The sequence below is a fragment of the Mycobacterium florentinum genome (genome assembly GCF_010730355.1).
GTDB lineage: Bacteria > Actinomycetota > Actinomycetes > Mycobacteriales > Mycobacteriaceae > Mycobacterium > Mycobacterium florentinum.
In genome coordinates this window covers 4,105,531-4,127,804 of record NZ_AP022576.1, presented here as the reverse complement: position 1 = coordinate 4,127,804, position 22,274 = coordinate 4,105,531, and the positions used below count along the sequence as shown (strand labels likewise).

General features: G+C 66.6%; 24 protein-coding genes and 3 pseudogenes. 13 read left to right on the top strand and 14 right to left on the bottom strand.

Going from position 1 to position 22,274, the window contains the following annotated elements:
- The first annotated feature begins 245 nt into the window (after window positions 1-245).
- Window positions 246-1,079 (top strand): COG4705 family protein, encoded by an 834-nt coding sequence (locus G6N55_RS19505; protein ID WP_085223130.1) that lies wholly within the window; start codon window positions 246-248, stop codon window positions 1,077-1,079.
- Window positions 1,080-1,085: 6 nt separating this feature from the next.
- Here the strand turns inward: G6N55_RS19505 and G6N55_RS19500 are convergent, their stop codons facing one another.
- The 3 genes from G6N55_RS19500 to G6N55_RS19490 are packed head-to-tail and all read right to left on the bottom strand — an operon-like array spanning window position 1,086 to window position 3,823.
- Complete coding sequence (locus G6N55_RS19500) at window positions 1,086-1,400, bottom strand: DUF732 domain-containing protein (RefSeq protein WP_085223128.1); 315 nt, start codon at window positions 1,398-1,400, stop codon at window positions 1,086-1,088.
- A gap of 7 nt (window positions 1,401-1,407) precedes the next feature.
- Entirely contained in the window at window positions 1,408-2,610 is a 1,203-nt protein-coding gene (locus tag G6N55_RS19495) for a PPE family protein (protein WP_085223126.1), read from the bottom strand.
- Between the two features lie 16 nt (window positions 2,611-2,626).
- Window positions 2,627-3,823, bottom strand: coding sequence for a PPE family protein (locus G6N55_RS19490; protein ID WP_085223124.1), 1,197 nt, complete (start codon window positions 3,821-3,823; stop codon window positions 2,627-2,629).
- A 550-nt stretch (window positions 3,824-4,373) separates the two neighbouring features.
- Here G6N55_RS19490 and G6N55_RS19485 point away from each other — a divergent pair.
- On the top strand, window positions 4,374-4,940 hold the full coding sequence (locus G6N55_RS19485) for a hypothetical protein (RefSeq protein WP_085223122.1): 567 nt from the start codon (window positions 4,374-4,376) through the stop codon (window positions 4,938-4,940).
- Window positions 4,941-5,012: 72 nt separating this feature from the next.
- On the opposite strand, the gene G6N55_RS19480 is transcribed toward G6N55_RS19485, so the two are convergent.
- The 5 genes and pseudogenes from G6N55_RS19480 to G6N55_RS19460 all read right to left on the bottom strand — a co-directional run bounded on the left by G6N55_RS19480 (window position 5,013) and on the right by G6N55_RS19460 (window position 6,895).
- Window positions 5,013-5,393, bottom strand: coding sequence for a thiol-disulfide oxidoreductase DCC family protein (locus tag G6N55_RS19480; RefSeq protein WP_085223121.1), 381 nt, complete (start codon window positions 5,391-5,393; stop codon window positions 5,013-5,015).
- A gap of 24 nt (window positions 5,394-5,417) precedes the next feature.
- On the bottom strand, window positions 5,418-5,711 hold the full coding sequence (locus tag G6N55_RS19475; protein WP_085223119.1) for a DUF4193 domain-containing protein: 294 nt from the start codon (window positions 5,709-5,711) through the stop codon (window positions 5,418-5,420).
- Between the two features lie 155 nt (window positions 5,712-5,866).
- Window positions 5,867-6,160: a hypothetical protein gene (locus tag G6N55_RS19470; RefSeq protein ID WP_085223117.1), complete on the bottom strand. Its 294-nt coding sequence runs from the start codon at window positions 6,158-6,160 to the stop codon at window positions 5,867-5,869.
- A gap of 89 nt (window positions 6,161-6,249) precedes the next feature.
- Window positions 6,250-6,399: pseudogene (locus G6N55_RS19465) on the bottom strand (DUF6328 family protein); the annotation flags it as partial.
- Window positions 6,400-6,526: 127 nt separating this feature from the next.
- Complete coding sequence (locus G6N55_RS19460; RefSeq protein WP_139826909.1) at window positions 6,527-6,895, bottom strand: STAS domain-containing protein; 369 nt, start codon at window positions 6,893-6,895, stop codon at window positions 6,527-6,529.
- A gap of 159 nt (window positions 6,896-7,054) precedes the next feature.
- On the opposite strand from G6N55_RS19460, the gene G6N55_RS19455 reads away from it, so the two are divergent.
- Genes G6N55_RS19455 through G6N55_RS19430 form a run of 6 tightly spaced genes read left to right on the top strand, consistent with a single transcriptional unit; the run spans window position 7,055 to window position 12,680 of the window.
- On the top strand, window positions 7,055-7,939 hold the full coding sequence (locus G6N55_RS19455) for an STAS domain-containing protein (RefSeq protein ID WP_085223111.1): 885 nt from the start codon (window positions 7,055-7,057) through the stop codon (window positions 7,937-7,939).
- 22 nt (window positions 7,940-7,961) lie between these two features.
- Entirely contained in the window at window positions 7,962-8,351 is a 390-nt protein-coding gene (locus G6N55_RS19450) for an STAS domain-containing protein (protein WP_085223109.1), read from the top strand.
- Complete coding sequence (locus G6N55_RS19445) at window positions 8,341-8,751, top strand: anti-sigma regulatory factor (RefSeq protein WP_085223107.1); 411 nt, start codon at window positions 8,341-8,343, stop codon at window positions 8,749-8,751. The genes G6N55_RS19450 and G6N55_RS19445 overlap by 11 nt, the downstream gene beginning before the upstream one ends.
- Window positions 8,744-9,370, top strand: a complete 627-nt coding sequence (locus G6N55_RS19440; RefSeq protein ID WP_085223105.1) for a SpoIIE family protein phosphatase — start codon at window positions 8,744-8,746, stop codon at window positions 9,368-9,370. The genes G6N55_RS19445 and G6N55_RS19440 overlap by 8 nt, the downstream gene beginning before the upstream one ends.
- Complete coding sequence (locus G6N55_RS19435) at window positions 9,367-11,604, top strand: SpoIIE family protein phosphatase (RefSeq protein WP_085223103.1); 2,238 nt, start codon at window positions 9,367-9,369, stop codon at window positions 11,602-11,604. The genes G6N55_RS19440 and G6N55_RS19435 overlap by 4 nt, the downstream gene beginning before the upstream one ends.
- A gap of 53 nt (window positions 11,605-11,657) precedes the next feature.
- Entirely contained in the window at window positions 11,658-12,680 is a 1,023-nt protein-coding gene (locus tag G6N55_RS19430; RefSeq protein WP_085223219.1) for an iron-containing redox enzyme family protein, read from the top strand.
- Here the strand turns inward: G6N55_RS19430 and G6N55_RS19425 are convergent.
- The 5 genes and pseudogenes from G6N55_RS19425 to G6N55_RS19405 all read right to left on the bottom strand — a co-directional run bounded on the left by G6N55_RS19425 (window position 12,673) and on the right by G6N55_RS19405 (window position 15,684).
- Entirely contained in the window at window positions 12,673-12,882 is a 210-nt protein-coding gene (locus G6N55_RS19425) for a CDGSH iron-sulfur domain-containing protein (protein WP_085223101.1), read from the bottom strand. The two genes, G6N55_RS19430 and G6N55_RS19425, sit on opposite strands and share 8 nt — an antisense overlap.
- On the bottom strand, window positions 12,879-13,571 hold the full coding sequence (locus G6N55_RS19420; protein WP_085223099.1) for a HemK2/MTQ2 family protein methyltransferase: 693 nt from the start codon (window positions 13,569-13,571) through the stop codon (window positions 12,879-12,881). The genes G6N55_RS19425 and G6N55_RS19420 overlap by 4 nt, the downstream gene beginning before the upstream one ends.
- A gap of 96 nt (window positions 13,572-13,667) precedes the next feature.
- Window positions 13,668-14,149, bottom strand: a pseudogene (locus G6N55_RS19415) (type 1 glutamine amidotransferase domain-containing protein).
- Window positions 14,150-14,182: 33 nt separating this feature from the next.
- Window positions 14,183-15,169 (bottom strand): LLM class F420-dependent oxidoreductase, encoded by a 987-nt coding sequence (locus G6N55_RS19410; RefSeq protein WP_085223217.1) that lies wholly within the window; start codon window positions 15,167-15,169, stop codon window positions 14,183-14,185.
- A gap of 50 nt (window positions 15,170-15,219) precedes the next feature.
- Window positions 15,220-15,684, bottom strand: coding sequence for a GatB/YqeY domain-containing protein (locus G6N55_RS19405; protein ID WP_085223097.1), 465 nt, complete (start codon window positions 15,682-15,684; stop codon window positions 15,220-15,222).
- Window positions 15,685-15,825: 141 nt separating this feature from the next.
- On the opposite strand from G6N55_RS19405, the pseudogene G6N55_RS19400 reads away from it, so the two are divergent.
- The 5 genes and pseudogenes from G6N55_RS19400 to G6N55_RS19380 all read left to right on the top strand — a co-directional run bounded on the left by G6N55_RS19400 (window position 15,826) and on the right by G6N55_RS19380 (window position 21,223).
- Window positions 15,826-17,114: pseudogene (locus tag G6N55_RS19400) on the top strand (DUF7847 domain-containing protein).
- A gap of 2 nt (window positions 17,115-17,116) precedes the next feature.
- A complete protein-coding gene (locus tag G6N55_RS19395; protein ID WP_085225033.1) occupies window positions 17,117-17,770 on the top strand; it encodes a DUF4129 domain-containing protein in 654 nt (217 codons plus the stop codon).
- Window positions 17,770-18,909: a DUF4350 domain-containing protein gene (locus G6N55_RS19390; protein WP_085225035.1), complete on the top strand. Its 1,140-nt coding sequence runs from the start codon at window positions 17,770-17,772 to the stop codon at window positions 18,907-18,909. Before G6N55_RS19395 ends, G6N55_RS19390 begins: the two co-directional genes overlap by 1 nt.
- On the top strand, window positions 18,906-19,901 hold the full coding sequence (locus tag G6N55_RS19385) for an AAA family ATPase (protein WP_085225001.1): 996 nt from the start codon (window positions 18,906-18,908) through the stop codon (window positions 19,899-19,901). The genes G6N55_RS19390 and G6N55_RS19385 overlap by 4 nt, the downstream gene beginning before the upstream one ends.
- Entirely contained in the window at window positions 19,901-21,223 is a 1,323-nt protein-coding gene (locus tag G6N55_RS19380; RefSeq protein WP_085224999.1) for a DUF58 domain-containing protein, read from the top strand. The genes G6N55_RS19385 and G6N55_RS19380 overlap by 1 nt, the downstream gene beginning before the upstream one ends.
- An 8-nt stretch (window positions 21,224-21,231) precedes the next feature.
- Here the strand turns inward: G6N55_RS19380 and G6N55_RS19375 are convergent, their stop codons facing one another.
- Window positions 21,232-22,224, bottom strand: coding sequence for a stage II sporulation protein M (locus tag G6N55_RS19375; protein ID WP_085224997.1), 993 nt, complete (start codon window positions 22,222-22,224; stop codon window positions 21,232-21,234).
- Window positions 22,225-22,274 lie beyond the last annotated feature (50 nt).

The window sequence follows — 22,274 nt, the reverse complement described above, 5'->3', positions numbered from 1 at the left end:
GACCCCTGGCAATCATCTTGCGCCTGTGCGTCAAGGCCGACTCCCCGATGTCACGACGGTCGGGCCCGATCGCACCACGGTGGCACGAGCACGCTGAGAAAGCGCTTAGGACGGTCTAAGCGTCATGTGCACAGCTTCCCCATACGGAGTCTCAGCGTCTTCTCAACTCGGCTCGGCAAGTATGAAGATCGCACCGGCAGGCGCCGGCGGCGCGACACGGTCCGCACATCGACAGGTGATCACCCATGAGCGAGATGACGAAGCACGCGTTGAGCAAGGTACCGGCGGTCACCCTTGGTTTTTGGGTCATCAAGGTGCTGGCGACGACGCTGGGCGAGACGGGCGGCGACACCGTCACGATGACGCTGGATTGGGGATATCTGGCGGGCGTGGCCCTGTTCGGCGGCACGCTGATCGCACTGGTCTTCGCCCAGATTTGGGCCAAACGTTTCCATGCCGTCCTGTACTGGCTCACGATCGTGGCCTCGACGACCTTCGGCACCGTGTTGGCCGACTTCGCCGACCGTTCGCTCGGGATCGGCTACGCGGGCGGCTCGCTCCTGCTGCTGTTCCTGCTGCTGGCCACCCTCGGGCTCTGGCACTGGTCGGAGGGAACTGTCTCGGTGAATACCGTCTCGACGCCGAAAGTCGAAGCGTTCTACTGGGCCACCATCACCTTTTCGCAGACGTTGGGCACGGCGCTCGGCGATTGGCTCGCCGACGACGGTGGGCTCGGGTACGAGGGCGGTGCGCTGGTGTTCGGCGTCGCGTTGCTCGTGGTCGCAGGCCTGTATTTCTGGACCAACATGTCGCGCGTCACCTTGTTCTGGATTGCCTTCATCCTGACCCGGCCCCTCGGCGCGACCGTCGGGGATTTCCTCGACAAGCCCGTCGATCACGGCGGACTGAACCTGAGCCGCCCGCTGGCTTCCGCGGCTCTCGCCGCCGTGATCATCGTCCTGATCATCGTGCTGCCGCAGCGGCCGGGCCGGCATCCCGGCGCGGAGCAAGACGCCGAGTCGTCGGAATCCGATGCGGCCGAGGGAGCAGCACGCGATGCCGGTCCCGGTGCTGGCTGACCGACGTTATCGGTTCCTGCTGCCGCCGGTGTCGAGGAGTTCGGGGCAGTAAGCACCAGCGGCAGCGTGGGCGAACCGAGCGGCTTTGGCCATGGTGAAGGCCGGGTTGAGATCTTTGATGTCCCGGACGATGTCAAGCTGCGAGGTCCCTGCGTTAGCCAAGTCGCAAACCTTTTGGCCCGCCTTGATCGCGCGGTCCGGGCTCTGATAGGTGATGCCCGCGTTGCTGAGCGCGGCCAGAAACGCATCGTCGGTGGGATCGGCGTGAGCGGGTGCGGCCAGGCCGACCATGGCGACGACGCTTGCCAGAAGCGCTTTCATCTGGCCCCTAACCTGCGGCCGGTGGGCGCCCGATGACCCGGGGGCGGAACCCGTAGATAGGGTCGGCGAATTCGTCTTCGTGTGGACCGGGAATGCCGGCCAGCGGCACCCCGGGCATGCCCACTGCCCCAACCTCCTCCATCACCATTGGGGTGGCGGCGCCAAAGCCGTGGTAGGCCCCGGCCCCGATCCGAGTCGTCGTGGCAACTGTGCTGACGGTCGCCCCGGCGCCGGCCCAACTCGACGGGACCGATAGGGATCCCACCAGGCTGGCCTCGCCTAACGCCGCCGACGCGGCCGCGCCGGGCAGGTTCGTCGCCGCCGTCGCCAGCGCGGGCGCGCTGGCAAGGCCGGCGGCCAAATCCTCCAGCCCCGACGTGGTTGCGCCTATTGCGCCCAGGCCGTTGATCGTCACCATCGAATCGACAAACGACGTCGGGTTCAGGATCCCGTTGGTGGTGAAGGCGTTAGACAGGCCCGAGACGGAGGCGTTGTTGAGGAAAGCCCCGATCAGGTTCTGGTTGGAGTTGCTGAAAAAGTTCATGATGCCGGCAAGACCCTCGGTGGACGTATTCGAATTGGGCGAAAGGCCAAGCCAATCCCAGATATTGGTCGCCTGAGTCGCAGCCGGGGCCGCCATGGCGTTGTCGACCGCCTCGGCCTGCAGGGCCGTCGCGCCCGCGGTGGTGTCGCACTGCGGTTGGCTGAACGGCGCCAGCTCACTGGCTGCGCACGACGCGCTGGTGTAGCTGGTCATCGCCGAGGCATCCTGTGCCCACATCTCGCCGTACTGAGCATCGGTGGCCGCGATCGCCCCGGTGTTCTGGCCGAAGATGTTGCTTGCCAACAGGTTTGCTTGCAACGTGCGGTTGGCCGCGACGACCGCCGGGGGCACCGTCGCGGCAAACGCCGCCTCATATGCGGCGGCGGCCGCGTTGGCCTGTGCGCCGGCCCGCTCGGCCGCCACTGCGGTAGTCCCCAGCCACTCGAGGTATGGCTGTACCGCAGCCGCCATCTTCGCCGAAGCCGGGCCCAGCCACCCCTGGCTAACCAGTGAGCTGATGACTGCATCGTAACTGGTTGCTGCGGACCGTAATTCAGCGGCCATGGCATTCCATGCGGCCGCGGCCGCCAGCATTGATCCCGCCCCGGGGCCGGCGTACATCTTCGCCGAGTTGACTTCCGGCGGTAACGCCCCAAAATTCAACATGACATTTCTCCTGAAATTAACCGGCGGCCGGCGGACGCGGGATGACGACGGGGCGAATCCCGTACCTGGGGATGGAGCGGCGTAACCTGCGGCCGCTACCGCCCAGCGGCCCTGCGACACCGCCGGGCCCGCCCGCCGCGGATGACCCGATGTCACTGAGCCCGGTGACCGGCGCCGCCGCTTGAGCTGCAGTGATGTTGGCCGCACCGACCCAGCTCTGTGGCACCGAAATCGACCCCACCAGATGCGCGTTGGCCACCCCGGCCGATGCGCCGGACAAGCCGCCCAACGAGACGGTGTTGGATGCCAGCGCGGCAGTCCCGGCGCCTTCCGCGCCGAAGCCGAACTCCTCCAGACCCGACATTATGGTGGCGCTCGATCCCATAGCACCCACACCCACAGCCGATGCCAGGATGGTTTGGGGGTTGAACGGACCGCCGCCAAGCCCACCGGTGACGACCGAGTTGCTGAAAAAGGTGCTTCCCAGAAAGCTTCCGAGCGCGCTGTTGTCCGACCCGTCCAACAGACCCGTCAGGTAATCAGTCAAGGATCCTTGGGGTGCCGCAGCGAGAGCATTCGCGTCATCTGCTGCGACGCCATTGGCCGACACCAACGACCGCGCATTCCCGGCTGCCGTGCTGACCGCTTGGGAGACGGCCTCATTTTGTCCCGCCAGCGCGTCGGGGGTGATGTTCGCCCGCGGCGAGGTGAACGGCGTCAGCTGTACCGCGGAGTTCGACGCCATGGCGTAGCCATTCATCGCTCCGGCATCCTGGGCCCACATTTCGGCGTAGTCGGCTTCGGTGGCCGCGATCGTCGGGGTGTTCTGCCCGAAGATGTTGGTAGCCACCAGGTTCGCCAGCAGCGTGCGGTTGGCCGCCACGACCGGCGGCGGGACGGTCATCGCGAACGCAGCCTCGAAAGCGCTCGCGGCCGCGTTGGCGTGCATGCCGGTCTGCTCGGCCTGCGCGGCAGTGGTGTTGAGCCACGCGATATAGGGCGCGGCCGCCGCGAACATCGAGGTCGACGACGGACCATACCAGCCTGCGCTGATCAGGTCCCCGATCACCGAACTGTAAGCTGTTGCCGCTAACCGCATTTCGGCGGCCAGCACGTACCACGTGGCGGCAGCTGACAGCAATGGCCCCGATCCTGGTCCAGAATAGATTCTGGCCGAATTCACTTCCGGCGGTAACGCCGCAAAATCCAGCATGGTTCCCCCTCGGCGCCTAACGGATTGCGGTGGCGGCAGACGGGTCCGGGAAAGACCGCGCACTGGTAGCAACACCTTGAAAGGCCGCGGCGCGATGGTCGGAGTGGATATCGGGTTTCATTGGCAGTCTCCGTACTAGATGTCGTGGCGCGTCGGCGGGTGCTTCACACGGGTCTTCGTGCCGGCCGCCGAGCGGACCGTCGCAAATCGATCCGGTCCCGCGGCGAGCGAAAATCGTCATCAATGAGCAGCACTCCCCGGTGTTGCTCACAGCGCCCGACGCTACAGATTCGTCGCTGAGTCATCGCTGAGGAATCATTGGAATACGGCCTGTATCAGCTATTAGTTCTCGCCGAAGCGTTTCGGATCGCCCGTGCTGAAATTTTGCCGGCATTTGCTCTGCCCGTTCCGCGCCGGTCGCGGCGTCCAGCGGTCCGGCTAACACCTGGTGAGCCACGATCGGCTCGCTCACACGTGGCCGCCGGCCGGGTCAGCAATCGTCGCCTCGTCGCCTCGCCGAGGTGGCCACCCCGCACTAAACTAGGCGCGCATGGCGGTGGTCAGGCCTATCTGGGAGCGCCGCGAGACGAGTCTGCGCGGGACCAACATGCCCCGGCCCGGGTCGAACAACGAATTCCCTTACCACCCAACCCTTTTAGAGGTCGCCCAACGACAACAGGAGCTCGACGTCTGGGAGGCGCTGCAGGTTGGCGGCTACCGATTCGCCAAACCCGGCACAATCATCAGCTGCCTGGTCTCCGCCGTGATGCTGTTTCTCGCGCTCACGCCCATCCCGCCGAATTGGCCATGGAACATCCCGCTGGTCATCGTGGCCATCTTCGGGGCGGTGGCCATGGTGGTCTGTGGCCTCTTGTGGTTCGACACTCCCCAAGCCGGCCCCCGCCCGGAACAGCTGGCGCTCGTGCCGTTCGCGCGGGCGGAAAACCTGTACCTGATGAACGCGCAACCCGTCGAGCCGTACCTCGCAAGGTGCACCTGCCCCGGCTGCGGCGACGAGTCCACCCATCTGGTTCGCCAGCCCGTCGAGGGCGAGCCGGAATGGTCGACCGTCACCCGTCAGTGCCGCGCCTGCGGGCGGGAATGGGCGCAGAGCTAGATCACGCGCGGCGTCGAGTCGAAAAATTCACGTGCAGAACGCATTTCACGCCGACGGCAACCCGGACGCCGACTACGCACAACGCTCCGGTTCGGCCTCGCACAGCGGCGTCGCACCGCGGAAACGGTAGCGGTGCGCCGAAACCCAGTGGTAGATGGCGTTCTGCGCCGCGCCGACGCCGGGGATCCGGTAGATCCACAGCGGAACGCGCGTGCCCAGCGCCGCGGACAGGGCCGCGTTCATCGCGTGCGCCCCGGCCAAGATCGCGCCGGAAGAATCCACCCACCATGCGGATTCGAGCATTCGTTCGTCGGTAACGCCGAGCCGGTCCGCCATCCCGGGTGTCTGCATCGGTTCGATGCGCAGCATGCCCGTGCGATCCCACCGAACCAACGCGTTGACCGCCCGGGTGCACACTCCGCACCGGCCGTCAAAAACTAAAACGCCGTGCATCCTTCGATTGTATTTCCCAACGCACTACGCACAATCGGTGCAAATGGGACGCCCCGAGCTGGACAGCAGCATCCGGTGGCGGTGCTGAACCAGGAAGCAACTCGAGCAGGTGAACTCGTCAGAGCGCTGCGGAATCACCGTCACGGCCAATTCCTCGCCGGACAAGTCCGCGCCGGGCAGCTCGAAGAAGTGCACATCATTGGGGTCCTCGTCGACGACCGCCGTGGACGGCCCCGACTCCAGCTGGCGAAGTTCGGCCGGCTCCTGGTTCTCGGCGTCGGTCACGCGACGTGCATCGTAATCGCTTGCGGTCTTCATGGGCTTACCTTCCTCGCAGGGTGGCGGGATGACGCAGGTCCGATGTACTCGCCCGTGGCAGTGGCGGTACCCCGTTCCGCTGCGCCCCACACCGTGTCAAACATAAGAAAATTGCACGAACGAAAATTCCGCGTCGCGCAGCCGAGCGAACACGATCAGCGACCCGGCCGAGGGCGCGGGGTTCTCCAGCCCGGGGCTACGACCTGCGGTTGCGCCCCGCGGGCACGCCGCTGGCCATAGTTCAGCCAGCCCAGCCCCGCAACGCTGGAGACGACAGCGAGAATCGCCGCCACCAATCCGATGCGTACGTCGCCCAACACCAACTCATACAGTTCGGCACTCAGGGCGACCGTCGCGAGCGCGACCGCGACCAAACCGATGATGACGACGTTGTTTTTTGGGGTTTCGCCAGCACGCGCGGTGCGTGCCTGGTCAACGAGGTAGGCCATCCCAACTCCTCACGAATCGTGTTGCGGATTAACACCATTCACGTTGAGTGGGTACGCTTGGTTCAACGTCTGACGCACACGGCCGCCGACTACCCGCCGTGGGTGCGCAGCGACAGCGGGAGCAACCACCAAAAGCAGGTGAAGAGCGCGAGCGCACACGCTCCCGCGATCAATCCCGCGGTGGTACCGGCGACCGCGACGAAGACGATGACAGTCACCCCGGTCAGCGCCAATCCGAGCCATCGCGGGTCGTCTTCCGGGCGGTCGACATCCATGTGCGCGATCATCGCACCGAACACGGCTCAAGCGCGGCACCCGCGCGCCGGCACCGACAGCCTGACGCGACTTATCGCTGATGAGGTGACGTCAGCGGTTGAGTTTGCCGTCGCGCACGCCGGTCAGCGCATCGTCCAGCGTCGGGTACAGCGGGAACGTCTTGTCCAGACCGGTCAGGTGGATCGGGCGTCTGGTCGCCGGACCCCGCGCGACCACGCCGAACTCCGCCGACTTGCCGAGCTTCTCGTAGGTCGCCGCCAGGATCTTCAGCCCGACCGAACCGAGGAACTCCACCGCGGACAGGTCGATAACCAGCGCCGTCGGCCCTTCAGCTACGACCGCACCGATGGCTTGCTCCAGGGCCGGAGCGGTGACCAAATCGATTTCACCGCTGACACTGACCACGGACACCCCATCGTGGTCCGCAACCAACGTGGTAATCGAATCAGGAGCTGACAATGGCGATCCTTCGTCCGGGCCTCAATTGTGGTGCAAGCCTAACCTGCGTTGCGAACTGCGAGAAGAAGAAGACCTCAACACCTGCCCCGCGTCCAATCAGGCTAGTCTCCCCATAGAACCTGCGCACTGCGGAGCGCGACGCGGCACACGGGAGGCCAGATGTCAGATTCCAGCAGCACCAGCACCACCACTGCCAGTGTTTCCAGCGAAGGTCTGCTTCCACAGCTAGTGCAGCACCTGCGGCAGAATCGCACCGTCCTGCGCGAAGAGTGGGCCCGAAGAATCACCGAGGCCGAACTGCTGACCGCGATGACGCCGGAGGAACTCTTCTCCGAGGCGACCGCCGTCTACGACAACTATGTCGAGGTGCTCGAGACCGGTAGCGTCGAGGCGCTGCAGGCCTACGCGCGCGACCTGTCCGAGCGCATCATCCCGCGAGGGGTGGAAACCGACGAGGTGCTCGGCATCGTGTTGCTGCTGCGTGACGTGCTGGCGCGCTCACTGTTCGAGAAATACCAAACCGAGTTCGAGATGCTGAACCGGGTGCTGGATGCGTACGAACCGGCCGCCAACCGCATCGCCAACACCGTGGGCGTGTCGTTCGTGCAAGAACGCGAGCGCATCATCCGCCAGCAGCAGGAGGCGATCCGCGAGCTGTCCACGCCGGTGCTGCAGGTGCGCGAGCAGCTGCTGATCCTGCCGATCATCGGTGTGCTGGACAGTCAGCGCGCCCGTCAGGTCACCGAGCAGTTGCTCAGAGCCATCCGCGCCAACCGCGCGAAAGTCGTCGTCATCGACATCACCGGTGTGCCGACCATCGACTCCACCGTGGCGAACCACCTGGTGCAGACCGTCGACGCGTCCGGCCTGATGGGTGCGAGCGTGATCATCACCGGCCTGTCCTCGGAGATCGCCCTCACGCTGGTGACGATCGGCCTGGATCTGTCGAAGATGAACGCCGTCGGTGACCTGCAGGGTGGTATCGAAGAAGCCGAGCGCCTGCTCGGCTACGAAGTCACACGCACCGGCGAGCAACCGGGGTGAGCGCAACTGACACGGGCACCGTATGCCAGTACCAATCCTGAAGCAGGGCTCGATCCTCATAGCCACGGTCCAGGCCGCCCTGTCCGACTCCGACACCGAACGACTGCGGTACGACCTGATGGAGCGGGTCAGCCGGTTCAGAGCGCAGGGCATCATCGTCGACGTCACCGCGATCGACGTGATGGATTCCTTTGCCGCACGCTCACTGCGCACGATCGCGCACATGACCAGGCTGCGCGGCGCCGACACCGTGATCGTGGGCCTGTCCCCCGAGGTCGCGTTCGCGATGGTCCAACTGGGACTGACCTTCGACGACATGAACACCGCCCTGGACCTCGAAGAAGGCATCGCGCTGCTGAATCGATCACGGGGGCTGGGCAAATCAACGATCGGGCGCGACGGTGGCGTGTGACATCGTCGTCGCCATCAACAATCCCGACGACATCGTCGAAGCCCGCAAGGCCGGCCATCAGCTCGCACTAGACCTGGGGTTCTCGCTGACCGACGTCACGATGATCTCCACGGCGATCTCCGAGATCGCACGAAACATCACCAGCTACGCGGGACGCGGCGCGGTACGGGTCATGGTGGAAGAGCGCGAGGCCCGCCAGGCGCTGGTGGTGCGCGCCGAGGACGACGGTCCGGGCATCGCCGATATCGAGCGGGCGATGGAGGACGGGTACTCGACCGGTCGCGGGCTGGGCATGGGCCTGCCCGGGGCACGCCGTTTGATGGACCGGCTGATCGTGGAGTCCGCACTCGGCAAGGGAACGGTCATCGAAATGTGGAAATGGGTTCCCGGCCGTGCGTGAAAGCGGACGACTAGGACCGATCGAGTGGGCGAACGCGGGGCGCCCGCTACCCGGCGAGAACACCAGTGGCGATCGAAAGATCGCCGTCGCCGTCGACGACGATGCCGCTTTGTTCGGAGTGATCGACGGCCTCGGTCACGGTCCCGCCGCCGCGAGCGCCGCGATGCGCGCCGTCGACGCGGTCCAGCGGGCCTCCGGCGAGCGGCTCGAAGTCTTGATCCAGCTCTGTCATCGTGTGTTGAGTGGGACGCGAGGAGTCGCGATGACCTTGGCGAGAGTGGATTACGCGGCCAAAACGCTCACCTGGACCGGGGTGGGAAATGTCAGCGCCCACCTCGTCTCCAAGGATGTGACGGGTGTGCACATCCGGTCCAGCGCGCGCCTTGCCGCCGGCATCGTCGGCTATCGCATCCCGGAAATCAGGCCCGCTCAGGTGGTTTCACTGCGGGTCGGCGACATGATCGTGCTGTCCAGCGACGGCATCACCGAGGATCACCTGGAACATATCGACTTCGCCGCTTCGGCCGTGGCGATCGCCGACCACATTCTGGCTAAACACGCGAAAGAAACCGACGACGCCATGGTGCTCGCCGCACGTCACCGGGGGGCCCTGACATGACCAACGCCGACGAATTCCACGCCGAGTACGCGGCCGCGCTGCGAACCTATCTGGACGGGCGCGACGATCACATCCTCGACGTCGCCCACGAGCTCGGACGCCGGGCACTGCAAGAACAAATCAGCATGCTCGACATCGTCGAGAACCACGTCCGGCTGATCCTCGAACTGTCCAGAGACATCCGAATCGACGCACCGATCGCGCTGGAATTCCTGCTGCAAACGCTTGCCCCGCTCGATGTCGCGACACGCGGATTTCTCGACGGCACCAAGCGCTACGCCGAGCAACGTGCCCGCGCCGACGGACTCGCCGACCGCGACAAATTCCGTACGGCCCTGGTGAATTCGTTGCAGGAAGGCTTCTTCGTCGCCGATCACGAGGGCTCGATCATCGAGATGAACAAGGCCTTCATCGACATTCTCGGCTACCCGGCCGAGGGCTTGCCCTACCGATGGCCGCACCCGTGGCTGGTCGACAAGAAGGCCGCGCGGGAAAACCAATCCCGGGTCCGTAGCGAGGGCGGCACCGAGTACGAGACACCGATCCGGCATCGAGACGGGCATCTGGCGTGGGTGATGGTGAGCATCAACGCCGTCAAAGACACCGATACCGGCCAAGCGGCCTTCGTCGGGACGATTCGCGACGTCACTGCGGAACGGGCATTCGCCGCGCGGGAGAGCGCTGTGCTGCGCCTGGCCACCGCCGTGGCGGTAGCCAAAAGTGTCGCCGAGCTGCTGGCGATCACCCTCGACGAATGCCGGACGGCGATCGGCGTGCAGCGGGTGATCGCCGTGACCTGGCCCGGCGGCGACGGCGAGCCGACCCTTCAGGTGGCGGGCGAGCCGACCGAGACGACCTGGCGCGGGCTGGATCCCTGGTTGCGCGACACCTTTCAGGACGCCCGCCAGCAGCTGCCGCTGACGGCCAAAACCATTGAGCGGCCGAACAAACCCGGCAAGGCACAGGGATTGGTCGCGGTGCTCTCGGGCACCGGAGACCTCGCCTTGTGGCTGGAGCTCGGCGCACCGCGCTGGGTCAGCGCGGAGGATCGGCTGCTGGTCACGGTGCTGATCGGTCACCTCAGTCTGGCCATGCAGCACGTGCGCCAATTCGAAAGTGCCCGCGAGACGTCGTTGACGCTGCAGCGCGCGATGCTGCCGCCCGTGGAGCCGCCGCAAGGGTTCGCGATGCGCTACGAGCCGGCCGTCCCGCCGTTGGAGATCGGCGGCGACTGGTACGACGTGCTGTCGATCGGGGATCACCGCATCGGCATCGTCGTCGGCGACTGCGTGGGCCGGGGTCTGCCGGCCGCGGCCATCATGGGCCAGTTGCGCAGCTCGGCGCGCGCGCTGTTGATCAACGGCGCGGGTCCGGCAGCGGTGCTCGAGCAGCTCGACCTGGCGGCGTCGCTAATTCCGAATGCCTACTGCACCACCGTTTTTCTCGCGATTCTGGATACCGAATCCGGTGTGTTGGAGTACAGCAACGCCGGTCACATGCCCGCGGTGCTCGCCGGACCCGATGGCATCACGGTGCTGACCGACGCCCGCTCGGTGCCACTGGCGGTCTTGCGCGACGAACCTCGCCCGCAAATCTCACGACGGCTGCCGTCCGGCTCGACGCTGATGGTGTTCACCGACGGGCTGGTGGAACGCAAGCACGAGTCGCTCGACGACGGAATAACCCGCGCCGCAGAGGTTTTGGTGAATACCCGGACCCTGCCGCTGGACGACGTCGCGGACGCGGTGCTTCGTGAACTGTCTCCGGCGACGGGATACGACGACGACGTGGCGATGGTGATCTACCGGCATCAGCAGGCACCGCTGCGGATCGAAACGCATGCCATCGCAGACGAATTGGCCAGCATCCGGCATCGGTTGGCCGACTGGCTCAGAGCCGCTGACGTCCCGGACGAACTCGTCGACGACATCGTGCTGGTCGTCAACGAAGGATGCACCAACTGCGTCGAACACGCGTACCGCGGGCACAGCCTCGGGACAACGCAGCTCGAGGTCGAGACCGTCGACGGCGAAGTTCGCGCGCGCATCACCGACCGCGGCTCCTGGAAACCCCCGGCGATCAACCGGGGCAACAGCGGCCGCGGCCTCATCCTGATGAGGGCTATCAGCAACACGATGGAGATCGACAGCAGCCCAACCGGAACCATCGTCAACATCACCTTCCGGCTACCGGCGGCACCCCCAAGCGACGATCACTGGTCCGGCGGCCGCTAGCCGTGATCGAGTACACCGTTTGCGGCGACTCCGTTCGTGGTATCTCCAGCGACGTGTCCCGAGCGTCGATCAGCGTTGAACCCGCCTTACCGGCGGCACACGGACCGTTGTCGACGGCCGTGTCGTGCGCTTTGGCGGGGCCTCCGTCCGTGGATCATCACCTGGCGCGGATCGGCGCATCCGTGCGCGATTCGGATCCCTACGGCCTCGATCTGCAACTGGCCTTGTGTATGTGTTATGAGCTGCACTACCAGGGTTTTGCGGGCGTCGACCCGTCCTGGGAGTGGGACCCCGACCTGCTGCACCTGCGCGCCGAACTCGAGCGTGCCTTTCTCGCCCGTGTGCGCCGCGACGTCGGTCCCATCGAGCCCGACCGCACCTCGGCAGCGGAGATGGAAGCGATTTCCGTCGAACCCGTGGACGGTACCGGCCCGTCCTACCACCTGCGCAACACCGGGACCTGGGAGCAGATGCGCGAATACTTCGTGCATCGATCGATGTATCACCTGAAAGAGGGCGACCCGCATGCCTGGGCGATTCCCCGGCTGACGGGCGGCGCCAAGGCGGCATTCGTGGCCATCGAATTCGACGAGTACGGCGCCGGGCAGCGTCATCGGGCCCATCAACAACTCTTCGCGGATCTATTGGTGGCGGCCGATCTGGACGAGACCTATCTGGCCTACCTCGACGCCGTCCCCGCCCAAGCGCTCGCCGTGGTGAACTTGATGTCGCTGTTCGGTTTGCATCGCCGGCTGCGTGGTGCGGCGATCGGGCATTTCGCCGCGACGGAGATCACGTCGTCGCCCGGCTCCCGACGAATTGCCGAAGCCCTGGAACGGATGGGCGCACCGACTGCGTGCGTCGCGTTCTACCGCGAACATGTCGAGGCCGACGCCGTGCACGAACAGGTGGTACGCCTCGATGTGGTGGGCGACCTCGTCGCACACGAGCCTGCGCTGGACAGCGACGTCATTTTCGGGATGCGCGCGTTGACGGTGGTCGAGGATCGCCTGGCGGACAAGATGATGACGTCATGGAAGCAGGGTGAATCGTCGTTGCGGCAACCGCTCAATTAGGCTCTGGGCCAACGCCTTCGACGTGCCGACAGCGCCGGTGGCTGGTGTCGCATAACGGGTATTCCCTGCTCCGCCCGCAGGTGCAGATGGCCACCATGAACCGATCGGATTCCACAACAACGCCGTCGTCGACTTCGATGCGCACCGGGCCCGGCACCAAAATCGGGCCTTTTGGCACCACGCGCACCCGCGTCCCGGTCATGGCTTGTCCGCCCGGATCACCACCAGCTCCTCCTCCCGGCAGCCGCGCCGCACCAGGCCGATTTGCTCCAGCCAGCCCGCCCGTTCCGAGAGCACGGGACCGAATGGAATCCTTTCGGAAGCAACCACTTCAGCTTCCAGACTGGTCGACCGCAAAGAGTCCAGCGATTGCTGGACTCCGGCCAGCCCCGACTGAACGAGCAGCAGAGATCCGCCGCCGCACAGCAGGTTTGCGGCCGACGCGCAGAGCGGTTCCAGCACCAGGCGCCCGTCGGGACCAGCGTTCCAAGCCCACCATGGACCCAAGCCTGCCGAAAGCAAGCTGTTTTCGCCCTCCGGCGGAGTCGGCACGTAAGGCGGGTTGGCCACCACCACCTCGAACGGCGCACTCCGCAGCGCGGCAATCCACGAGCCTTGCCGGACATCGATCTGCACGCCCGCTACGGTCGCGTTGCCCAGCGTGCAGCGCACTGCGTGCGGGCAGATATCGAACGCTGTCACGCTCGCACAACCCATTTCAGCAGCTGCTATCGCGACGAACCCACTTCCGGTGCACAGATCCAGGACTCGACGTCCGGGGATCAGTCCGCTGTCGTGCATTGCGCGAACAAGCAATCGCGAGTCGTCTTGTGGCCGATACACCGCGGGTACGGCCGAAACATCGGCGGTGACGGGGTACGTGCTGGTCAACAGTGGGCCTTTCGGGTGATCACCGTGCCGATCACGGCATTTTGAGTTAATGCCCACAAACAATGCATTGAAACGCCGCCTCCGGGTGCCGAGGACCTAGCCCGTTGGGGCGTGGGCGAATTGCTTTATAAGCGTCGCGCAAAATGCCGGCAGGTCTCGTGGAGAGCGACTGGTGATCAAGTTGCCGTCGACAACGACCTCCTCATCGACGACGTGGGCGCCCGCATTGCGCAGGTCGGTGCGAATGCTCGGATAGGAAGTGAGCGTCCGCCCGGCCACCATCCCGGCCTCGACCAGCGTCAACGGTCCGTGACAGATTGCCGCGACCGGCTTTCCGGATTCCACGAAGTCGCGGACGAACGAGACGGCGGTCGCGTCCATCCGCAGCTTGTCGGGGTTCACCGTGCCGCCCGGCAGTACCAGCCCGTCGAACTCCTCCACCGAGGCATCCGACACCGCAGGACTTCGACCAGGGCGCCGGCTTGTTTCATCGCCGCACCCGGCCGCTCCAGTTCTACCTTTTCCGCACCGTCGGCTGCCAGAATGGCGATTGTCTTGCCTTGCAGCTCATTTGACATGATGCCCTCCTTGACTGATGTTGCCCCTGGGCGCTAGGGCGATGCCGCCCGCAGCGCCGCTAGCAACGGTTCTGCCGCTTCGTTGAGGAACAGATCTTGTGTTTGACCGCCGATCTGGATCAGCGCGATATCGGTGAAGCCGGCTTCCCAGTACGGCCGCACGGCGTCCACGATGGCGTCGAGGTCGGGCCCGCAGGGGATGCCGCGGGCGACGTCCTCGGGGCGCACGAACCGGGTGGCGCCGGCGAATCCGGCGGGCGTCGGCAGGTCGGCATTGACCGCCCACCCACCGAAGCACCAGCGGAACTGGTCGTGCGCGCGTTCGATCGCGGCGTCGCGGTCGGGGTCCCAGCACACCGGCACCTGCCCGATCACCCGCCCGCCTTCGGTGCCGTTGGCGGCCTGACGCGCCGCATGCCAGGCGTCCACCAGGTCTTTGTCGGGCTCGACCGCGATCAGGTGGTCGGCGAGCTTGCTGAGTTTCTCCACGCTCTTGGCGCCGCTCATCGCCACGCCGAGACCGACCGGGACGTCGGGCACATCCCATAGGCGGGCCGAATTGACCTGGAAGTACTCGCCACGCCAGTCGACCAGCCGGCCGCCGAACAGCTCGCGGATGATTTTGATGGCCTCGCGCAGCATGTCGTGGCGCTGCTCGATGGTCGGCCAGCCCTTGCCGACGACATGTTCGTTGAGGTTCTCACCGCTACCCAGCCCGAGCGTGAATCGCCCGTCGGCCAGAATCTGCACGGTGGCGGCCTGCTGGGCGACGATCGCCGGGTGGTAGCGCATCGTCGGGCAGGTGACATAGGTGTACAGGCCCACCCGCTCGGTCGCGTGCGCCACCGCGCCCAGCACCGCCCAGGCGTTGGGCGCATGGCCCTGCGATGTCAGCCAAGGGGAGAAATGGTCGCTGCAGACTTCGAAGTCGAACCCGCACTCCTCGGCTGAAACTGCGTATCGTACAAGTTCTTTGGGCCCGCTCTGCTCGGTCATCAGGGTGTAGCCGAACCTGGTCATGGTCACGCGGGTACCCCGGCCGGCCCGGAACAAACGGACGGCGCCACCTGCTACAGCCGATCCTTCACCGCCGCCGACAGCCGCGAGCCGTCGGCCTTTCCGGCCGCGATCGCGGTCGCCGCCTTCATGACCTGTCCCATCTGCTTCATGCTGGGGCGCTCGCCGATCGCCTCAGCAACCTGGGCGATGGCGGTGTCGACGACGTCGGCTAACTCGGCCTCGTTGAGCGGCGTGGGCAGGTACTCGTCGATGATCCGCGCCTCGGCGTGCTCGTTGGCGGCGAGCTCGCCGCGGCCGTTTTGGGTGTAAATCTCGGCGGCCTCACCGCGCTTGCGTGATTCGCGGGCGAATACCTTGAGGATTTCGTCGTCGGATAGTTCCCTGGCCGCCTTGCCGGAAACCTCCTCGGTCTGGATAGCGGCCAGCAACATGCGCAGGGTCGCGGTCCGCAACTTATCCTGGGTCTTCATTGCCCCGGTGAGGTCCGCCCGGAGCCGGGCTTTGAGTTCCGCCATGCTCAGAGACGCTACGCGCCCGGCGGCCGCGGAGACTGTGCAGGCCAGCGGGGGCGCAACGCGAGACTGGGCAAGATTGAGAAAAGCCCCGACCGTCGACAGGATGGAGCCCATGAAGAACGACGACGGCTGCTGGACCCGGTGAGCGCGCTACCGCCTGGCTATCCGGTTGACCCCCCACCGGGAGGATCGACACCCGACGGCTTTCCGCCGGCGTATGGCATGCCGCCCGCCTACGCCGGTCCACCACCTGGCTACGGGGCGCAGCCCGGCTACGGACCCCCACCGGGTTACGGCCCCCGCCCGGCTATGGCCCACCCCCTGGCTACGGCCCACCCCCCGGCTACGGCCCCCCGCCCGGCTATGGCCCCCCGCCCGGTTACGGGCCGCCACCTGGTTATGGCCCGCCACCCGGTTACGGACCGCAGTACGGCTCGCCCCAGCTGGCCCCGGGCGCGATCAAGCCCGGAATCATCCCCCTGCGGCCGTTGAGCCTCAGCGACATCTTCAACGGCGCGGTCGGCTACATCCGGGCCAACCCGAAGGCCACGCTGGGGTTGACGGCAATCGTCGTTGTGGTCATGCAGATCATTTCGTTGGTCGCCACCGTGGGACCGATCGCCGCGTTAGGCGGTCTCAACAGCGATCGACCGGGAGCAATGAACTGGGGCGTGGTCGGCGCGTGGTTCGGCTCGATCGGGGTCGGCGCGCTGGTCACCTGGCTGGGCAGCATGCTGCTGTCCGGAATGCTCACCGTTATCGTCGGGCGAGCGGTTTTCGGCTCGCCGATCACGATCGGCGAAACGTGGGCCAAGATCCGGGGGCGGCTACTCCCGTTGCTCGGCCTGGCACTGCTGGAAGCCGCCGTGGTGGCCGTGCTGTTCGGGCTCGCCGCGGTGGTCATCGCGCTGATTGCGGCGATCGGCAACGGGGCCGCGGCGGTGCTGATTGGTATCCCGCTCTTCTTCGCCCTGATCGCGTTGATGGTGTACCTGTACATGGTCGTGCTGTTCGCACCCGTGCTGATCGTGCTGGAGCGGTTGCCGGTCTTCGATGCGATCACCAGATCCTTTGCGCTGCTTCGCAATGGCTTCTGGCGAGTGCTCGGCATCCGGGTGCTGACCTTCATCGTGGCGGGGGTGGTATCCGGCGCGATCAGCGCACCGTTCAGCATCGTCGGCCAGGTGATGCTGGCCGGAATGCCGTCCACCGGAATCCTGCTGCTGGGCACCGTGATCACGTCCATCGGATCGGCGATCGGCCAGATCCTGACCGCGCCGTTCAACGCCGGTGTCATCGTGCTGCTCTACACCGACCGCCGGATCCGCGCCGAGGCATTCGATCTGGTCCTGCAATCGGGTGCGGCAAGCGGACCGTACGCCGCCGCGTCGACCGACAACCTGTGGCTGACCCGGCCGTTGGCGGGCTGAGCGTGCCTTCCATCGACATCGACCGCGATGCCGCACATCAGGCCGCGGCCGACGAGCTCAGCAAGCCGATCTACACCAAGGCGTCGGCCATGCAGCAGCTCGTCGATTGGATCAACGAGCTGCTGTACCGGCTGCTGCAGAAGACCTCCTCGCTACCGGGTGGCTGGTTGACCACCGCGGTGCTGCTCACCCTGCTGGCCATCGCAGTCGTGGTTGCCATCCAGATCGCTCGGCGCACCATGCGCACCAGGCGCCGCGGCGACTACCAGTTGTTCGAAACCGCACTGCTCACCGCGGCTCAACATCGTGAGACCGCGGAACGCTACGCGGCGGAAGGAAATTGGACCGCGGCAATTCGCCATCGGTTGCGCGCCATTGCCCGCCAGCTCGAAGAGACCGGGGTGCTGAACCCGGCGCCGGGGCGCACCGCCAACGAGCTGGCGCGAGACGCCGGCGAGGTGTTGCCGCATCTCACGGACGAATTATCCCAGGCGGCAACGGCATTCAATGATGTCACGTACGGCGAGGTGCCCGGGACCCAGTCCGCCTACCAGATGATCGCCGACCTCGACGACCACTTGCGAATGCGGGCACCGGCCACCGCACCCGCGGCCGGGCATTACACGCCGGTCGAATCATGGGCACAGGTGCGGTGATGGCCACGACGGCGCCGGCCCCCGCGGCCGCAACCACCGGCCGATGGCGATCGTGGCGCGGAATCGCGCTCACGTTGATCGCGCTCGCGCTGGTCGCCTGGATAGGTGCCTACCTGACGGCGCCGCGACCGGGTGCCCGCATGGACGCGGAGTCCACCGGACCCGACGGCGCCCACGCGTTGGTGACGCTGCTGCGCGACGGCGGTGTCGACGTTGTCGTCGCCGATAAGCTGGCCGACGTCGAACAGGCGGCACGCCCCGACACGCTGATCCTGGTGGCGCAGAGCCAGTATCTGTCCGAGGACATGCTGGAGCGGCTGGCCAAGGCGCCCGGCGATTTGCTCCTGGTCGAGCCGACCGCGCGAACCCGCGAGGCACTGCTGCCCGGCGTGCGCATCTCGGGTGCCAGCGCCTTCGACAGCGAGCCGAATTGCACGCTGCGCGAGGCCACTCGGGCCGGGTCGGTTCGATTCGGTCCCAGCGACACCTTCGACGTCAACGACACCCGGGTGATCACTCGCTGTTACGACGGGGTGCTGATCCGCTTCCGCGATGGCGGGCGAACCATCACGGCGGTCGGCAGCAGCGACTTCATGACCAATCAAGCCCTGGCGCAGGCGGGCAACGCCGCGCTGGCGATGAATCTCGCGGGCGACCGCCCCCGCCTGATCTGGTACGCACCACACCACATCGAAGGTGAAACTACGTCTGCCACATCAATTTTCGACCTGATTCCGGACAACGTGAACTGGATCGTCTGGCAACTGTGGGTGGTCGTGTTGCTGGTTGCGCTGTGGAAGGGTCGCCGCCCCGGCCCGCTGGTGGCCGAGGACCTACCCGTCGTGGTGCGCGCCTCGGAGACCGTGGAGGGCCGCGGCCGGTTGTATCGCTCCCGCCGGGCGCGCGATCGCGCCGCGGCAGCCCTGCGCACCGCGACGCTGCAGCGGCTGCTACCCCGGCTCGGCCTGGGCACCGGCGCCCAGGCGCAGGCGGTGGTGATGACCGTCGCCCAACGCACCGGGATTGACGCGGGATTTGTTTCCTACCACCTGTTCGGCCCACCGCCGGGCACCGACAACGACTTGCTCCAACTCGCCCGTGCGCTCGACGAAATCGAAAGGCAGGTCACCAACTCGTGACACAGTCCCCTTCCACCCCGCAAGCCGCCACCACCGGATCCCCGCTCGCGGTCTCCGCCCGAGACGCACTGCTTGCGTTACGCGGCGAACTCGCCAAGGCCGTCGTCGGACAGGAAGGCGTGATCAGCGGGCTGGTGATCGCGCTGCTGTGTCGCGGGCACGTACTGCTGGAAGGTGTTCCGGGAGTGGCGAAGACACTGCTGGTCCGGGCATTGTCCGCGGCATTGCAACTGGAGTTCAAGCGCGTGCAGTTCACCCCCGACCTGATGCCCGGCGACGTCACCGGATCACTGGTATACGACGCCCGCACCGCAGCGTTCGCGTTCCGGCCTGGCCCGGTATTCACCAATCTCCTACTGGCAGACGAGATCAACCGCACTCCACCCAAAACACAGGCCGCCCTGCTCGAGGCCATGGAGGAGCGTCAGGTCAGCGTGGACGGCGAATCCCGGCCGCTGCCAGACCCATTCATCGTCGCCGCCACCCAGAACCCCATCGAATACGAGGGCACCTACCAGTTGCCGGAAGCCCAACTCGACCGCTTCCTGCTCAAACTGAATGTGACGCTGCCATCTCGTGATTCCGAAATCGCCATCCTCGGCCGGCACACCCACGGCTTCGACCCCCGCGACCTGTCCGCGATCAAACCGGTCGCCGGGCCCGCCGAGCTGGCGGCCGGTCGCGAAGCGGTGCAACAGGTTCTGATCGCCGACGAGGTGCTGGGCTACATCGTCGACATCGTCGGAGCGACCCGCTCGTCGCCCGCCCTGCAACTCGGCGTGTCACCGCGCGGCGCCACGGCGCTGCTGGGCACCGCGCGCTCGTGGGCGTGGCTGTCCGGGCGCAACTACGTCACTCCCGACGACGTGAAGGCGATGGCCCGCCCCACGCTGCGGCACCGGGTGATGCTTCGCCCCGAAGCCGAACTCGAGGGCGCGACGCCCGACGGCGTGCTCGACGGCATCTTGGCGTCGGTTCCGGTGCCGCGCTAGTGATTCTGACCGGGCGCACCGGCCTGGTGGCGCTGATCTGCATCGTGCCGATCGCGCTCTCTCCTTGGCCGGCAAAGGTTTTCGAGGTGCTTCTGGCGGCGCTGGCGGCGGTGGTTGTCGCCGACATCGCGCTGGCGGCCAGCACCCGCAAACTGCGCTATGTCCGTTCGCCGGACAGCTCGGCGCGTCTTGGCCAACCGGTGGACGTGAATCTGGAGATCCACAACGACGGCCCCCGCCGCTTCCGCGGCCACATCCGCGATGCCTGGCCACCGAGCGCGCGCGCCGAACCGCGCATACACGCGGTCAAAATCGGCGCCGGGCAACATCACCACGTCCAGACGCACCTGCGACCGGTCCGCCGCGGCGACCAGCGCGCGGCGGTGGTCACCGCCCGATCGATCGGGCCGCTGGGCCTGGCGGGGCGGCAGGGTTCGCAGCCGGTGCCCGGTCAGGTCCGGGTGCTGCCACCCTTCCTGTCGCGCAAGCACCTGCCGTCGCGGCTGGCCAAACTGCGCGAGATCGACGGCCTGCTGCCGACGCTGATCCGTGGACAGGGAACCGAATTCGACTCGCTGCGCGAGTATGTCGTCGGCGACGACGTACGCTCCATCGACTGGCGCGCTTCGGCGCGTCGGGCCGACGTCATGGTCCGCACCTGGCGGCCCGAACGCGATCGTCGGGTGGTGATCGTGCTCGACACCGGGCGCATGGCGGCGGGGCGTGTCGGAGTCGACCCGACCGCGGCCGACCCCGCGGGCTGGCCCCGGCTGGACTGGTCGATGGACGCCGCACTGCTGCTGGCCGCGCTCGCGTCGCGGGCCGGCGATCATGTCGACTTCCTCGCCCACGACCGGGTGAGCCGGGCCGGCGTGTTCGGCGCGTCGCGCACCGAGCTGCTCGCCCAGCTGGTGGAGGCGATGGCCCCGCTGCAACCGACGCTTGTCGAATCCGATTGGCGCGCAATGGTTGCCGCCATCAAGCGGCGCATCCGGCGGCGATCCCTGGTGGTGCTGCTGACCGACCTCAACGCCACCGCCCTGGACGAGGGCCTGCTGCCGGTGTTGCCGCAGCTGTCGTCCAAGCACCATCTGATCGTCGCCGCGGTCTCCGACCCGCGGGTAGACCAGATGGCCGCCGGGCGTTCGGATGCGGCGGCCGTCTACGACGCGGCCGCCGCCGAACGGTCCCGCAACGACCGCCGCGCGATCGCGACGCGGCTGCGTCATAGCGGGGTCGAAGTGGTCGACGCGCCACCCGACGACCTGGCGCCCGCCCTGGCCGACCGGTACCTGGCGATGAAAGCGACTGGGCGGCTGTAGATCCCGGGTCAGCGGGTGGGAATCACGTCGGGCGCATCGTCGATGTCGCCGGTCTCCCCGGCCTTCACCGCTCGACGCCCGAAATAGATGACGTACGCCAGGAACGCCGCCTCGGCGGCGATCCCGATACCGATGCGGACAAACGTCGGCAAATGCGATGGCGTCACCATTGCTTCGATCAGCCCGGACACCAGCAGCACGGCGACGAGTCCCACCGCCACCGACACGACGGCGCGGCCCTGTTCGGCGAGCGCCTGGCCGCGGGGCCGGTCTCCGGGCGATATCACCGACCAGCCCAGCCGCATCCCCGCCGCCCCGGACAGGAACACCGCGGTCAGCTCGAGCAGACCGTGCGGAAGCAGCAAACCCAGCAGGATGTCGCCCTTGCCGGCCTGGAACATCAGGCCCGCGATCAAACCCAGGTTGGCCGCGTTTTCGAACAGCACGATCGGAATCGGCAATCCGAGCAGCACCGAAAACGCGATGCACTGGGCAGAGACCCAGGAGTTGTTCACCCAGACCTGCAGGGCGAACGCCAGCGCGGGGTGTTCGCTGTAGTAGTCGGCGATGTCGTGGTTGACCAATTGGTCGATGTCGCTGGGTGTTCCGATCGCGGCCTGTACGTCGGGGTTGCCGGCCACCCAGAACGCGATGATCACCGCGACACCGAGGAAGGCCGCCGCGGTGCCCAACCACCACCGCCCGGCTCGGTAGGCGGTCACCGGGAAGGACACCGTCCAGAACCTGATGAAGGTGCTGCTCAGCGGCGCATGGGCACCGGTGACGGCCGAGCGCGCCCGCGCGATCAGGCTCGACAGCCGACCGATCATCAGCGAATCCGACGACGCCGACCGCAGCATCGACAGATGGGTGGACACCCGCTGGTACAGCTCGACCAGTTCGTCGACTTCGGCACCCGTCAGCGACCTGCGCCTCTTGATCAACTGGTCAAGCCGGTCCCAGGTCGGGCGATGGGTCAGCACGAATGCGTCGACGTCCACCTTGGGCAGTCTAATAGCTATTTCGGGGTCACCGACCGCAGCCGGCCACA